The 12,866-nt window shown below is 69.4% G+C and carries 12 protein-coding genes; 4 read left to right on the forward strand and 8 right to left on the reverse strand.

What is annotated here, in order from left to right:
- Nucleotides 1–157 precede the first annotated feature (157 nt).
- Genes Mschef_RS13285 through Mschef_RS13295 form a run of 3 tightly spaced genes read right to left on the reverse strand, consistent with a single transcriptional unit; the run spans nt 158 to nt 2,210 of the window.
- Entirely contained in the window at nt 158–430 is a 273-nt protein-coding gene (locus Mschef_RS13285) for an acylphosphatase (protein ID WP_197686786.1), read from the reverse strand.
- Nucleotides 427–945 carry a TlpA disulfide reductase family protein gene (locus Mschef_RS13290; protein WP_136256598.1) on the reverse strand — a complete coding sequence of 173 codons (519 nt, stop codon included), beginning with the start codon at nt 943–945 and terminating at the stop codon, nt 427–429. Before Mschef_RS13290 ends, Mschef_RS13285 begins: the two co-directional genes overlap by 4 nt.
- The gene (locus Mschef_RS13295; protein ID WP_081129152.1) at nt 942–2,210 is read right to left on the reverse strand and encodes a YihY family inner membrane protein; all 1,269 of its coding nucleotides are present in this window, start codon (nt 2,208–2,210) and stop codon (nt 942–944) included. The genes Mschef_RS13290 and Mschef_RS13295 overlap by 4 nt, the downstream gene beginning before the upstream one ends.
- 87 nt (nt 2,211–2,297) lie before the next feature.
- Here Mschef_RS13295 and wrbA point away from each other — a divergent pair, with 87 nt between their 5' ends.
- The 4 genes from wrbA (at nt 2,298) to Mschef_RS13315 (ending at nt 5,619) form a co-directional block, all read left to right on the forward strand.
- The gene (gene wrbA / locus Mschef_RS13300; RefSeq protein WP_081129153.1) at nt 2,298–2,894 is read left to right on the forward strand and encodes an NAD(P)H:quinone oxidoreductase; all 597 of its coding nucleotides are present in this window, start codon (nt 2,298–2,300) and stop codon (nt 2,892–2,894) included.
- A 34-nt stretch (nt 2,895–2,928) separates the two neighbouring features.
- Nucleotides 2,929–3,255 carry a DUF2069 domain-containing protein gene (locus Mschef_RS13305; protein WP_081129154.1) on the forward strand — a complete coding sequence of 109 codons (327 nt, stop codon included), beginning with the start codon at nt 2,929–2,931 and terminating at the stop codon, nt 3,253–3,255.
- A 159-nt stretch (nt 3,256–3,414) separates the two neighbouring features.
- Complete coding sequence (locus Mschef_RS13310; protein ID WP_081129155.1) at nt 3,415–5,064, forward strand: acyl-CoA dehydrogenase family protein; 1,650 nt, start codon at nt 3,415–3,417, stop codon at nt 5,062–5,064.
- Nucleotides 5,065–5,127: 63 nt separating this feature from the next.
- Nucleotides 5,128–5,619, forward strand: a complete 492-nt coding sequence (locus Mschef_RS13315) for an asparaginase domain-containing protein (protein WP_081129156.1) — start codon at nt 5,128–5,130, stop codon at nt 5,617–5,619.
- Between the two features lie 41 nt (nt 5,620–5,660).
- Here the strand turns inward: Mschef_RS13315 and ispH are convergent, their stop codons facing one another.
- From ispH to murJ, 5 genes are read right to left on the reverse strand one after another with little or no spacing between them, the layout of a single operon-like run.
- Nucleotides 5,661–6,596, reverse strand: coding sequence for a 4-hydroxy-3-methylbut-2-enyl diphosphate reductase (gene ispH / locus Mschef_RS13320; RefSeq protein ID WP_081129157.1), 936 nt, complete (start codon nt 6,594–6,596; stop codon nt 5,661–5,663).
- 28 nt (nt 6,597–6,624) lie between these two features.
- Nucleotides 6,625–7,125: a signal peptidase II gene (gene lspA, locus Mschef_RS13325; RefSeq protein WP_136256599.1), complete on the reverse strand. Its 501-nt coding sequence runs from the start codon at nt 7,123–7,125 to the stop codon at nt 6,625–6,627.
- An 11-nt stretch (nt 7,126–7,136) separates the two neighbouring features.
- Nucleotides 7,137–10,010, reverse strand: coding sequence for an isoleucine--tRNA ligase (gene ileS, locus Mschef_RS13330; RefSeq protein WP_081129162.1), 2,874 nt, complete (start codon nt 10,008–10,010; stop codon nt 7,137–7,139).
- Nucleotides 10,011–10,021: 11 nt separating this feature from the next.
- Nucleotides 10,022–11,116, reverse strand: coding sequence for a bifunctional riboflavin kinase/FAD synthetase (gene ribF / locus Mschef_RS13335; protein WP_081129164.1), 1,095 nt, complete (start codon nt 11,114–11,116; stop codon nt 10,022–10,024).
- A gap of 31 nt (nt 11,117–11,147) precedes the next feature.
- Complete coding sequence (gene murJ, locus Mschef_RS13340) at nt 11,148–12,764, reverse strand: murein biosynthesis integral membrane protein MurJ (protein WP_081129167.1); 1,617 nt, start codon at nt 12,762–12,764, stop codon at nt 11,148–11,150.
- Between the last annotated feature and the right edge of the window lie 102 nt (nt 12,765–12,866).

Here is a 12,866-nt window from a genome sequence, read left to right on the forward strand (position 1 = left end):
CCGCTCAGAGTCTGTGAAAAATTCCGCGTCGTGCGGAATTTTTCATCGGCGCGTCCGGCACAGGTCCGTACGCGCCTCCGCGAAGCAGCCACTCGCGTGACCGCTTCGCGTCCGGCCATCCATGGCCGGGCTGAGAGGCCGGAAAATTCACAGCCTCTCAGCGCACGCCGAAGCCGCTACCGATCGCCGCGTCCGCTGTCGCAGCGGCTTCCTGCACGCCTGCCACGCGCGCGGCGGGCGGACCCTGTCGCAGCCATTGCGCGAGCCGATCCAGCGCCGCGTCATCGCCTTGCGCGATGACCTCCACGCATCCGTCGGGCAGGTTGCACGCGTAGCCATCCAGGCCCAGCGCCAGCGCTCGCGCCTGCGTGCTGGCGCGAAATGCCACGCCCTGCACGCGACCTTCGATCAGCCAGCGGCGTGCGCTCACGGCGCGGGCCATTGCGGGTGCAGCGTGCGCGCGGCGGCGATGGCGGCATCCAGTTTGGCGCCGTCGATGGGGCCAATGAAATGCTTCACCAGCGTGCCATCGGGCGCCAGCAGATACGTCGATGGGAATTCCTGCGGCTCGGGCATGGCCGTGGGCGGCGACTCCAGATCGATCAGCACCACCGGATAACTGACCGGGTGCTTGCGCATGAACTGCGCGAATTCGCGCGCGGTGATGCCGTCGTAGGCCATGCCCAGCGCGGCGACATGCGCGGCATGCCGCTGCACCCACGCAGAGATCTGCGGCATCTCGCGCAGGCACGGGCCGCACCACGTCGCCCATTGATTGAGGACCACCCACTTGCCGCGCTCGGCGGCGAGGTTGAAGGTGCTGCCGTCGAGGGTGCGCAGGTTCAGTTGCAGCGGCGCCGCGGCGGGCAGCGCCCACGTCGGCGCGACAGCCAGCAAGGCCAGCAGCGCGAGCGCGCGCAGGATTTTCTGTGCAGGGATATTCATGTCGTGGAACTCTGCGCCGCGTTGCGTGAAGTATCCGTCGGCGGCTGCAGGCTGGCGAGATCGGCGCCCAGCCCCGCCTCCAGCGCCTGCCCCAGCGCGGCGAGCTGCGCGGCCAGCGCCGGCGGCAGGTCCTGCGCGGCGCTGGCCAGCAGCGCCGCCGAGGCTGGCAGACGGTAATGTCCGGCGGCGTACAAATCGGCCAGGTGCACGCCATGCAGGCTGCGCGTGAGCAACCAGTCACCCAGCTCCGAGCGTTGCAGCAGGCGCGCCTGCTCGAGCTCGTCGAGGTAACGCGTCAGCGTGTCCTCGGTGAGAAACGGCAGCGCGTGACGCAATGCGGCGTTGTCCAGCGGCGCCCCGCGCTGCTGTGCGGCGGCCAGCACCGCGAGCACGCGCAGCAGGCCGACGAACTCGGTTCCGCGCGGCAGACGCATGGCCTGCGGCACATACTGGAATGCGGCGAAGGCGGCAGTGAGCGAGGCGCCAGCCAGTACGATCACCCACGACACGTAGACCCAGATCAGGAAAATCGGCAATGCCGCCAGCGCGCCGTAGATGGCGCGATAGGAGCTCATGTGCAGCACGTACAAGGCGAACCCGTGACGCGCCGCCGAGAACGCCAGCGCCGCGAGCAGCGCGCCACCCAGTGCATGGCGCAGCGCCACGCGTCGATTCGGAATCAGCAGATACATCGCCAGCAACCCGATCCAGGTGATCAGGAATGGCGCCAGGTCCAGCAGATATCCGCCCAGTCCGAGATGCTGGTTGGCCTGCGCCAGCCATGGCAGCGCCAGCAGGTACGAACTGACCACCAGACCGCCGACCACCAGCAACGGCCCCAGCGTCAGCGCCGCCCAGAACGTGAGGAAGCGCAGCACGCCGCGCCGCCGTCGGGTGACGCGCCAGATGCGATTGAAGCGCTCCTCGATCGCCGCCATCATCAGCAAGGCAGTGAACAACAGGATGGCGGCGCTGGCCGCGGTCATGCGGCTGGCATTGCCGGCAAAACGCAACAGTTCCTTTTCCACCGCCGCGCCGGTGGCCGGTACCAGATTGCGAAACACGAATGCTGAAATCGTATCGCTCCAGTGCGCCCAGGCCGGAAACATCGATACGATGCCCAGCGTCGTCGCCAACAGCGGCACCAGAGCGAACACCGTGGTGTAGGACAGCGCGCCCGCGGTCTCCAGCAGCCGGTCCTCGCGCAACCGCTGCCAGGCGAAGGCGATGAAGGCACGCACGCGTTCGCGATCGATCGGTTTCATGCGTGCAGGGTATCGACATGCAAGCCCGAAAACACCTTGCCCGCGTGATTCACGCGCACCCAACCACCCAACCCGGAGCACGGCCGCATGAGCGAAATCCTGGTGCTTTACTACAGTCGCAGCGGCCACACCGCGGATCTGGCGCGGCGTGTCGCGCGCGGCGTCGAGGAAGTCGCCGGCTGCAGCGCGCGCCTGCGCCAGGTGCCACCCGTGGCGCCGATCACCGAGCTGGCCGCGCCGCCGGTGCCCGCGGACGGCGCACCCTACGCCACGCTGGACGACCTGCGCGCCTGTGACGGTCTCGCGCTGGGCAGCCCCACGCGCTTCGGCAACATGGCCGCGCCGCTCAAGCATTTCCTCGACGGCACCGGCGCCGAGTGGGCCTCGGGCACGCTGGTGGGCAAACCCGCGGCCGTGTTCACCAGCACCAGCACCCTGCATGGCGGGCAGGAATCTACCCTGCTCAGCATGCTGCTGCCGCTGCTGCATCACGGCATGCTGATCCTCGGCCTGCCGTTCACCGAGCCGGCCTTGAACGCGACGCAAAGTGGCGGCACGCCCTACGGTGCAAGTCATGTCGCCGGCCTCAAGGGTGAACGCGCGCTCAGCGCGCACGAGCAGGAGCTGGCGCGCGCGCTGGGGCGGCGTCTGGCGCAGGTCGCCATGCGCCTCGCGCCGCGATGAGCGCGCCGGGGCATGCGCGCCCGGCGGCGGCGCCATGAGCGCTTTGCGCGTCGGCCAACTGGCCTGGCTGTCGCTGGCGCTGCTGCAAGTGCTGTGGCATGGCTGGCTGCGCGCGGCGCCGCCCGAGCTGATCCCCGTGGTCTTGGCGCTGGCCTTGTTGCCGCTGGCGCTGCCGCTGCTGGCGCGCAGCGCCGCGCGCCGGCTGTGGTGGGCGGCGGTGGCGGCGTTGCTGTATTTCAGCCACGGCGTGATGGTCGCCTGGGCCATGCATGGCCTGCCACGCGCCCTGGGTTGCAGCGAACTGCTGCTGGCCGTGCTGCTGATCGGTGCCACCGGAGCGGCGGGGCGACGCGCGCGCTGAGCGCGGCGCAACCATCATGCGATCCAGGCAGGTGCGCGGATCGATCGGCCACGCACTGGCAACACGGCGGCCATGGGCGCAACGCCGCTTGTGCGCCGCGCCTCGCCGTCGCGGGCGATGCGGCCTAGCATGTGCGCATCCGCGATATTGGAGCGCGCCATGGGCTTCATCCAGCAGGGTCCGCAGCTCGCGCATCCACTGCACCACGACCGCGTGCTGCGCGGCTGGTTGCAGCACAACCTGGACGCGGCCGCGCACGCCGCGCTGCTGCCGGACCTGCAGGCGCTGGCCGACTACGCGCTGCAAGCCTATGCGCGACGCCAAGGCACGCCACGCCGCGAGCCGCAACTGACGCAGTGGGATGCCTGGGGCCGGCGCGTGGATCGCATCGCGTTGACGCCGGCCTGGGAGGAAGGCGCGGCACTCACCGCGGCGCACGGCCTGCTGTGGGCCGGACATGCCGCCGATGCGCGCGGCATGCAGCGCGCCGCACAATTCGCGCGCGTGTACCTGTACCACGTCGCCAGCGAGTTCTACACCTGTCCGCTGGCGATGACCGACGGCGCCGCCACCGCGCTCAAGGCCAGCGGCGATGCCACGCTGCTGCAGCGCGCGCTGCCGCGTTTCCTGAGCCGCGATGCCGCCACGCTGTGGCTGTCGGGACAGTGGATGACCGAGACCAGCGGCGGCTCGGATGTGTCGCGCAGCGAGGTCGAGGCACATCAGGATGCCTCCGGCCAGTGGCGCCTGCACGGGCGCAAGTGGTTCACCTCGGCCATCATCGGCGAGGCCGCGCTGACGCTGGCAAGACCCAGCGGCGCCGGCGCCGGCAACGATGCGCTGGGCATGTTCTACGTGGAAACGCACGCCACCGATGGCGCCTGGCAGCTGGGGCTGCGCATCCAGCGCCTGAAGGACAAGCTGGGCACGCGCGAATTGCCCACCGCCGAGATCGAGCTCGACGGCCTCGCCGCCACGCCCGTGGGTGAACCGCGCCACGGCGTGCGCCGGATCGCGCCGATGCTCAACATCACCCGTACCTGGAACGCGATCTGCGCGCTGGCCAGCATGCGCCGCGCGCTGGCACTGGCGCTGGACTACGCCACGCGCCGCGAGGCCTTTGGCGCGCTGCTGATCGACAAGCCGCTGCACCGCGACACGCTGGCCGGCCTCAACGCCGAGTTCGAGGCCGCGTTCGCGCTGGGCTTCGGCGTGGCGCGGCTGCTCGGCGAGGTCGAGGCCGGACTGGCCGATGCCGAGACCCAGGCTGTCTGGCGCATCCTCACGCCGCTGGCCAAGCTGTGGACCGGCAAGCTCGCGGTGCGCATCACCTCGGAATGCCTGGAAGCCTGCGGCGGCGCCGGCTACATCGAGGATACCGGTCTGCCGCAACTGCTGCGTGATGCGCAGGTGTATCCGATCTGGGAAGGCACCACCAACGTGCTGGCGCTGGATACCTTGCGCGCGCTGGGCGGCGATGATCTGTCGCCGTTCGCGACATGGCTGCAGCGGCAATGGCCGCAGGAGATCCCCGGCGCCACGACGATGCAGGCCGCGCTGGCCGCGGCAGCGCAGTGGCTGCTGCCGGCCAGCCGCGAGCGCGCGCTGCTGGAAGCGGGCGCGCGCGGCATGGCGCTGACCCTGGCGCGCTGCGCGGCGGCCACGCTGCTGGCGCGACAGGCGCAGACCGCCGCCGTGCTCGGTGACCTGCGTGCGGCGGCGTCCCTGCGCCGCTTTCTCGGCCACGGCCTGCTGCGCCTGAATGCATCCAGCGCCGCGGACTGCGCGGCGATCCTGGCGCAGGATTGAGCGCGCCACAGGCCACGGCTGCGGGTACGCTATGCGGCTGATCCGTCTTCAACGAGCGCGTCCATGGACCAGCTTTGCATCGTCACCACCGGTGGCACCATCGACAAGATCTACTTCGATGACAAGTCCGATTACCAGATCGGCGAGCCGCAGATCGGGCAGATCCTGACCGGCCTCGGCGTGGCCTTCCGCTGCAACGTGATCCCGCTGATGCGCAAGGATTCGCTGCACATGGACGCCGCCGACCGCGCGCTGCTGCGCGAGGTGATCGAGCGCCAGAGCGAACGCCACGTACTGGTGACCCACGGCACCGACACCATGGTGGAAACCGCGCAGGCGCTGCATGGCATCGTCGGCAAGGTGATCGTGCTGACCGGCGCATTGAATCCGGCGCGCTTCACCGGCTCGGACGCGGTGTTCAATATCGGCTGCGCGGTGGGCGCGGTGCAGGCGCTGCCCGATGGCGTGTGGATCGCCATGAACGGCCGTATCTGGGATCCGGCCAAGGTGCGCAAGAACCGCGACGCCAACCGCTTCGAGGCCAGCGGTGCCTGAGGCCCGGGTGGCGCGCCACGGCCCGCGCGCAGTCCGCACTGTCAGGTACGCAGCTCGCGCGGCAGGGCGAAGGTGATGGTTTCCGCCGTGCCATCCAGCTCGTGGATGGCGCTGGCGCCAGCGTCGTGCAAATGCTGGATCACGGCACGCACCAGTTGCTCCGGCGCCGAGGCGCCGGCGGTCAGGCCGATGCGGCGCACGCCGGCCAGCCACGCCGGATCGACCGATTCGGGGCCGTCGATCAGATACGCCGGCACGCCCTGTTTTTCGGCCAGTTCGCGCAGGCGATTGGAGTTGGAGCTGCTGGCCGATCCGACCACCAGCACCAGGTCGACCTGCCCCGCCAGCAGACGCACCGCGTCCTGACGATTCTGCGTGGCGTAGCAGATGTCGTCCTTGCGCGGCCCATCGATGACAGGGAAGCGCGCGCGCAGCGCATCGACGATGGCGCGCGTGTCCTCCACCGACAGCGTGGTCTGGGTGACATAGGCGATGTTCTCGGGCTGTGCCGTATGCAAGCGCGCGACGTCGGCCACCGATTCGACCAGGCGGATGTGCCCGCCGAAGCGCGCATGCCACTGGCCCATGGTGCCCTCGACCTCGGGGTGACCGGCGTGACCGACCAGCACCACGTCCTTGCCCAGCCGGCCCAGGCGCGCGACCTCCATGTGCACCTTGGTTACCAGCGGGCAGGTGGCATCGAACACGCGCAGGCCACGCGCCTCGGCCTGCGCGCGCACCTGCTGCGGCACACCGTGCGCGCTGAAGATCAGCGTGGCGCCGTCCGGCACATCGTCAAGACCCTCGACGAAGATCGCGCCGCGCGCGCGCAGACCTTCGACCACGAAACGGTTGTGCACCACCTCGTGGCGCACGTAGATGGGCGCGCCCCAAGACTCCAGCGCGCGCTCGACGATGGCGATGGCGCGGTCGACGCCGGCACAAAAGCCGCGCGGGTTGGCGAGGATTACTTCCACGATGCGGATACCGGATGAACCGCGCGCATTATCGCCCCGCAGCGCGCGACGTGCCGAACAGCGCGAACCACACCAGCAGCACCGCGCCGATGGTGATCGACGAATCGGCCACATTGAATGCCGGGTAGTACCAGTCGTGCTTCCAGTGCACGAGGATGAAATCCACCACGTGACCCAGACGCAGGCGGTCGACCAGATTGCCCAGCGCGCCGCCGATGATCAGCGCATATGGCAGGGCGTTGCGCCAGGCACCGCGCGGCGTGCGCGCCAGCGCCACCATCAGCGCCGCGCTGATGCCAACGGCCAGCGCGGTGAACAGCCAGCGCTGCCAGCCGTCGGCGCTGGCCAGGAAACTGAAGGCCGCGCCGCGGTTGTAGGCAAGGGTCAGATCGAGCAGATGCGGAATCAGCACACGCGTCTGACCGACCGCGAAATGCGCCACGATCAGCGCCTTGGTCAGTTGATCCAGCGCGATCACCGCCAGCGACAGCAGCAACCACGCCAGGGCGTTGGGACGCGGCAAGGACATGGGGCGCACGCTCAGAAAAAGCGCCGGTCTTCGCCCGGCCCTTCGATGTTGTCGATGCAGCGCCCGCACAGCTCGGGGTGCTGCGCGTGCGTGCCCACGTCGGCGCGGTGATGCCAGCAGCGCACGCATTTGGGCGCGGCGCTGGCCTGCACGCGCAGCTTGATCGGCACGCGCTCGGCGCCAAGCACGAGGCTTCCCGCGAGCACATCCGCTGGCGCAGCATCCAGCGCGTGCACGCGACACGCCGAGGTGATCAGCACAAAACGCAGTTCCTCGCCGTAGGCCTGCCAGCGCGCAGCGCGCGCAGCATCGACGTAAACATCCACCTCGACATCCAGCGCCGCGCCGATTCCACCGCTCTTGCGCATCGGTTCGAGCACGCGCGCGACCTCCTCGCGCAGGGCCAGCAGCTCGGCCCAGGCAACTGCATCGCGTGCCTCGGCATTGCTTCCAGCCAGGCCCGCGTACCAAGTCTCGAACAGCACCGACTCGCCACGTTCGCCCGGCAGGTGCTGCCAGATTTCCTCGCTGGTGAAGGCCAGCACCGGCGCCAGCCAGCGCACCATGGCTTCGAGGATGCGGAACATCGCGCTCTGCGCACTGCGCCGGCCGCGACTGTCGCGCGGCATGGTGTACAGGCGATCCTTGGTGATATCCAGATACAGCGCGCCCAGCTCGTTGGTGCAGAAGTTCTGCACGCGCTGCACCACTTCGGCGAACGCGTAGCGGTCGTAAGCCGTGACGATCTGCTGCTGCAGGGCTTCGGCCTGCGCGATGATCCACTGGTCCAGCAGCAGGCAGTCGGCCACCGGCAGCAGATGCCGCGGCGGATCGAAACCATCGAGATTGGCCAGCAGGAAGCGGCTGGTGTTGCGCAGGCGCCGGTAAGTGTCACTGACGCGCTGCAGGATCTGCTCGGACAGCGCCATCTCGTTGCTGTAATCGGCCGAGGCGATCCACAGGCGCAGGATGTCCGCGCCGAGGCGCTTCATCACGTCCTGCGGCTCGATGCCGTTGCCCAGCGACTTGGACATTTTGCGGCCCTGCTCGTCCACGGTGAAGCCGTGGGTGAGCACCTGCCGGTAGGGCGCGTGCCCGGTCATGGCCACGCGCGTCAGCAGGGACGACTGGAACCAGCCGCGGTGCTGGTCGGAGCCTTCCAGATACATCACGCGCCAGTCGTCGTGGCCGTCCTGCGCCAGCTCCGGGCGCGCGTCGACCACGCAGGCGTGGGTGACGCCGGAATCGAACCACACATCCAGCACGTCGGTGACCTTGTCGTAGCGCGCGGCCTCGTCACCCAGCAACTCGCGCGCATCCAGTGCGTACCAGGCATCGACGCCACCCTGCGCCACGCGCTGCGCCACCTGCTCCAGCAGTTCGACCGAGCGCGGGTGCGGCGTGCCGCCGGCCCTGTCCACGAACAGCGCGATCGGCACGCCCCAGGTGCGCTGGCGCGAGATACACCAGTCCGGACGCCCGGCCACCATGCCGGCGATGCGCTCCTCGCCCCAGCCCGGAAACCACTCCACTTCGTTGGCGATCGCAGCCAGCGCGTCGCGCCGCAGTCCCGCCGTGTCCATGCCGATGAACCACTGCGGCGTGGCGCGGAAAATCACCGGCGTGCGGTGCCGCCAGCAATGCGGATAGCTGTGGTGCACGGAGGCGTGCGCGAGCAGCACGCCGCGCGCGCGCAGGGTCTCGATGATCGTGCTGTTGGCCTTCCACACGTGCTGCCCGGCGAAGAACTCGGTATCCGGCAGGAACACGCCCTTGCCATCGACCGGATTGACCACGGCCAGGCCGTACAACTGGCCCACGGCGAAGTCCTCCTGGCCGTGGCCGGGCGCGGTGTGCACGGCGCCGGTGCCGTCCTCGGCGGAGACATGTCCACCCAGGATCAGCGGCACCTGGCGGTCGTAGAACGGATGCCGGAGCTGCGTCAGCGTCGCGCCGGGCTGGCCGGTGAGTTGCACACCCGGCGCATGCCCCAGCACGACTGCCGGCTCGATGCCGTAGCGCTGCAACGCCGGCTCCACCAGGGCGGCAGCCACCACCAGCAGCACGCGCCGCCCGGCGCGCGCCGGACCTTCGACCAGGGCGTAGTCGATCTCGGCATTCAGCGCCACCGCCTGGTTCGCCGGCAGCGTCCACGGCGTGGTGGTCCAGATCGGCACGCTGACGATGGCATCTCCGGCATCCACGCCAAAGCGCGCCGCCAGCGCCTGGCCATCGACGGCATCGAAGGCGACATCGATGGCCGGCGAGTCCTTGTCCTGGTATTCGATCTCGGCCTCGGCCAGCGCCGAACCGCAATCGAAGCACCAGTGCACCGGCTTGAAGCCGCGCGTCAGATGCCCGCGCGCGATGATGCGGGCCAGCGCGCGCAGCATGTCGGCCTCGTAGCTGAAATCCATGGTGCGGTAGGGATGCTCCCAGTCGCCCAGCACGCCGAGGCGCTTGAAATCCGCGCGTTGCACGTCGATCTGCTGCGCGGCGTATTCGCGGCATTTCTGGCGGAACGCGGCGGCATCGAGCTTTTCACCAGCCTTGCCGAACTTCTTCTCCACCGCGATTTCGATGGGCAGGCCGTGGCAGTCCCAGCCCGGCACGTAAGGCGCGCGGAAACCCGCCAGCAATCGCGACTTGACCACGATGTCCTTGAGGATCTTGTTGACCGCGTGGCCCAGATGGATGGCGCCGTTGGCGTAGGGCGGGCCATCGTGCAGCACGAAGGTCCGCGCGCGGTCGGCGCTGGCCTGCTGGATCTGCGCGTAGCGTCCGACGCGCTCCCACTCGGCCAGCCACGCCGGTTCGCGTTTGGGCAGGTCGCCGCGCATGGGGAAATCGGTCTGCGGCAATTGCAGGGTGTGCTTGTAATCCATGCGGCGAAAACTCAGGCGGTGGCGGAAAGGGGCAGGCCCACCAGCGCGCGCGCGGCGGCGGCGTCGCGGTGCATCTGCCGGGTCAGATCATCGAGGCTGGCGAATTTTTCCTCGTCGCGCAATTTGCGCACGAACTCGACCGTCAGATGGCGGCCGTACAAATCGCCGTTGAAATCGAACAAGTGCGCTTCCAGCAGCATCTCGCGCCCGTCGACGGTGGGGCGCATGCCCAGACTGGCAACGCCGGGCAGGGATGCCCCAGTGTCGCGGGCACAGGATGTGCCGGAGCGACCGCCGGGCAGGGATGCCCCAGTGTCGCGGGCGTAGGACGCGCCAGAGCGACCGCCGGGCAGGGATGCCCCAGTGTCGCGGGCACAGGATGTGCCGGAGCGACCGCCGGGCAAGGATGCCGCCACGCCATGCACGCGCACCGCGAAGATGCCCTGGATCGGACTCACGCGCCGCCCGAGCCGGATATTGGCGGTGGGATAGCCGAGCGTACGGCCCAATTGCTGGCCGCGCACCACGCGTCCGCCGATGCAAAACGGCTGACCCAGCAATGCGGCGGCCGCGGCAAAATCATCCGCCGTCAGCGCGGCGCGGATCGCGCTGCTGGAAATGCGCGCGCCATCGTGCAGATGCGTTTCCAATGCATGCGCGGCAAAACCCAGCTCGGCGCCCATGCGCTGCAGCAATGCCAGATCGCCGCGGCGCTGGTGGCCGAAGCGGAAATCCGCGCCCACCCAGACCTCGCGCGCACCGGCGCGCGCAAGCAGCACGCGATGCACGAAATCCTCGGCGGGCATCGCCGCCAACGCGGCATCGAAACGCAGCAACAACAGCCGCTGCATGCCGGCCTGCGCCAGACCCTCGATCTTGTCGCGCACCGAGCCCAGCCGCGGCAGCGGTACCTTCGAAAAATACGCGCGCGGCAAGGGCTCGAAGCTGATCGCCATCGGCAGCAAATGCAGCGCCGCCGCGCGCTCGCGCACGCGCGCCAGCAGCGCCTGATGGCCGCGATGCAAACCATCCAGCGCACCCACGGCCAGCACGCTGCCGTGTGGCGCGAGGCAAGGCCCCGCCACGTCTCGGGCAAGATGCATCATCGCAGCAGTATGGTGCAGCGCCACAGGGCGCTCAAGCCTCGCGCAGTTCGCGCAGGCGGAAGCCGAGTGCGAACAGCACCGCCAGATAGGTCAACCCGCCCGCGGCCAACAGCGCCAGCAAACGCCACAGTCGCACCAGTGCCGGCGGCGTGGTCCAGTCCGGCCACAACAGCAGACGCCCCAGCAGCAGGACCACCGCCATCACCGCGCAGGCCAGCAACGTGCGCCCCAGATGCCGCAACCAGCCCGGCTGCGCCTGATACACGCCCTGCCGCCGCAGCGCCAGCCACAGTTGCGTGAGGTTGAGATAGCCGGCCAATGCGCTGGCCATGCCCAGCGCCATGTGCAGCCCCGGCGTGTGCGCCAGCGTGTCCAGCACGCCGCTGCGGCGCAGCTCGGGCGCGGCCCAGGACCAGGCCAGCGCGCCCACCAGGATCACATTCAGCAGCATGTTCACCACCATCGCCACGACCGCCGCGCGTACCGGCGTGCGGGTGTCCTGGCGCGCATAGAACGCGGGCGCCAGCACCTTGACCAGGGCGAACGCCGGCAAGCCGCAACTCAACGTGGTCAGCGACAGCGTGGCCATGTTCGTGTCGAAGGCGTTGTAGCGACCATGCTGGAACAGGGTCGCGATCATCGGCTTGGCCAGCAACACCAGCGCCACCGCGGCCGGCAGCGCGATCAGCAGCGCGGTGCGCAGGCCCCAGTCCAGCGCGCGTTGAAAGCCCGCGCGATCGGTACTCAGATGATGCCGCGCCAGCGTCGGCAGGATCACCGTACCCAGCGCCACGCCGAACACGCCCAGCGGAAACTCCATCAGGCGATCGGACAAGGCCAGCCAGGTCTGCGAGCCGACGAACAGGAACGAGGCGATCACCGTATCCAGCAGCAGATTGATCTGCGCGACCGACGAGCCGAACAGCGTCGGCAGCATCAGGCGCATGATCTTGCGCACGTCCGGGTGCGTCGCGCCCCAGCGTGGCCACGACAACACCCCCAGCTTGCGCAGCGCCGGCAACTGGATGGCCAGTTGCAGCACGCCCGCCAGCAGGATGGCCCAGGCCAGCGCGCTGATCGGAATGCGCAGGTGCGGCGCCAGCCACAGCGCCGCGGCGATCATGCACAAGTTCAGGATGACCGGAGTGAACGCCGCCAGCGCGAATTTGGAGTAGGCGTTGAGCACGCCCGCCGCCAGCGCGGTCAGCGACACCAGCAGCAGAAACGGAAAGGTGATGCGCAGCAGGTCGGCGGTCAGCGCCAGGCGCGCCGGATCTTCGGCCAGGCCTGGCGCGAACACGTGCACCAGCCCGCGCGCGCCCCAGATGCCCAGCGCCGTCACCACCAGCAACACGCCACCCAGGGTGCCTGCGGTACGCGCCACGAAGGTCTTCAGCGCGGCCTCGTCGCCACGTGCGCGGACCTCGGCGAACACCGGCACGAACGCCAGCGAGAACGCGCCCTCGGCAAACAGCCGGCGCATGAAGTTGGGAATGCGGAACGCCACCCAGAATGCGTCCGTCGCCGCATTGGCGCCAAACACGGCGGCGATCACCGTTTCGCGCAGCAGGCCCAGCAGGCGCGACAGGAATGTCATGCTGCTGAACGCGGCCACGCCACGCAGCAGGCTGGGGCGCGCGGCACTCATGCCGCGGCCACCACGAAACCGAACCGGAAACCCGGAATCCGGAACCCGCAGCGCATGCGGCGCACACAGGCGCTGATGTGCCGGTGGCGATTGACCGCAGCG

Origin of the sequence: Metallibacterium scheffleri (assembly GCF_002077135.1) — a bacterium.
In the GTDB taxonomy this organism is placed as follows: domain Bacteria; phylum Pseudomonadota; class Gammaproteobacteria; order Xanthomonadales; family Rhodanobacteraceae; genus Metallibacterium; species Metallibacterium scheffleri.

Excerpts from the sequence above, each read along its gene's own strand:
- Mschef_RS13290 (WP_136256598.1), bottom strand. The coding sequence starts at position 945 with ATGAATATCCCTGCACAGAAAATCCTGCGCGCGCTCGCGCTGCTGGCC.
- Mschef_RS13295 (WP_081129152.1), bottom strand. The coding sequence starts at position 2,210 with ATGAAACCGATCGATCGCGAACGCGTGCGTGCCTTCATCGCCTTCGCC.
- wrbA (WP_081129153.1), top strand. The coding sequence starts at position 2,298 with ATGAGCGAAATCCTGGTGCTTTACTACAGTCGCAGCGGCCACACCGCG.
- Mschef_RS13305 (WP_081129154.1), top strand. The coding sequence starts at position 2,929 with ATGAGCGCTTTGCGCGTCGGCCAACTGGCCTGGCTGTCGCTGGCGCTG.
- Mschef_RS13310 (WP_081129155.1), top strand. The coding sequence starts at position 3,415 with ATGGGCTTCATCCAGCAGGGTCCGCAGCTCGCGCATCCACTGCACCAC.
- Mschef_RS13315 (WP_081129156.1), top strand. The coding sequence starts at position 5,128 with ATGGACCAGCTTTGCATCGTCACCACCGGTGGCACCATCGACAAGATC.
- lspA (WP_136256599.1), bottom strand. The coding sequence starts at position 7,125 with ATGTCCTTGCCGCGTCCCAACGCCCTGGCGTGGTTGCTGCTGTCGCTG.
- ileS (WP_081129162.1), bottom strand. The coding sequence starts at position 10,010 with ATGGATTACAAGCACACCCTGCAATTGCCGCAGACCGATTTCCCCATG.
- ribF (WP_081129164.1), bottom strand. The coding sequence starts at position 11,116 with ATGATGCATCTTGCCCGAGACGTGGCGGGGCCTTGCCTCGCGCCACAC.
- murJ (WP_081129167.1), bottom strand. The coding sequence starts at position 12,764 with ATGAGTGCCGCGCGCCCCAGCCTGCTGCGTGGCGTGGCCGCGTTCAGC.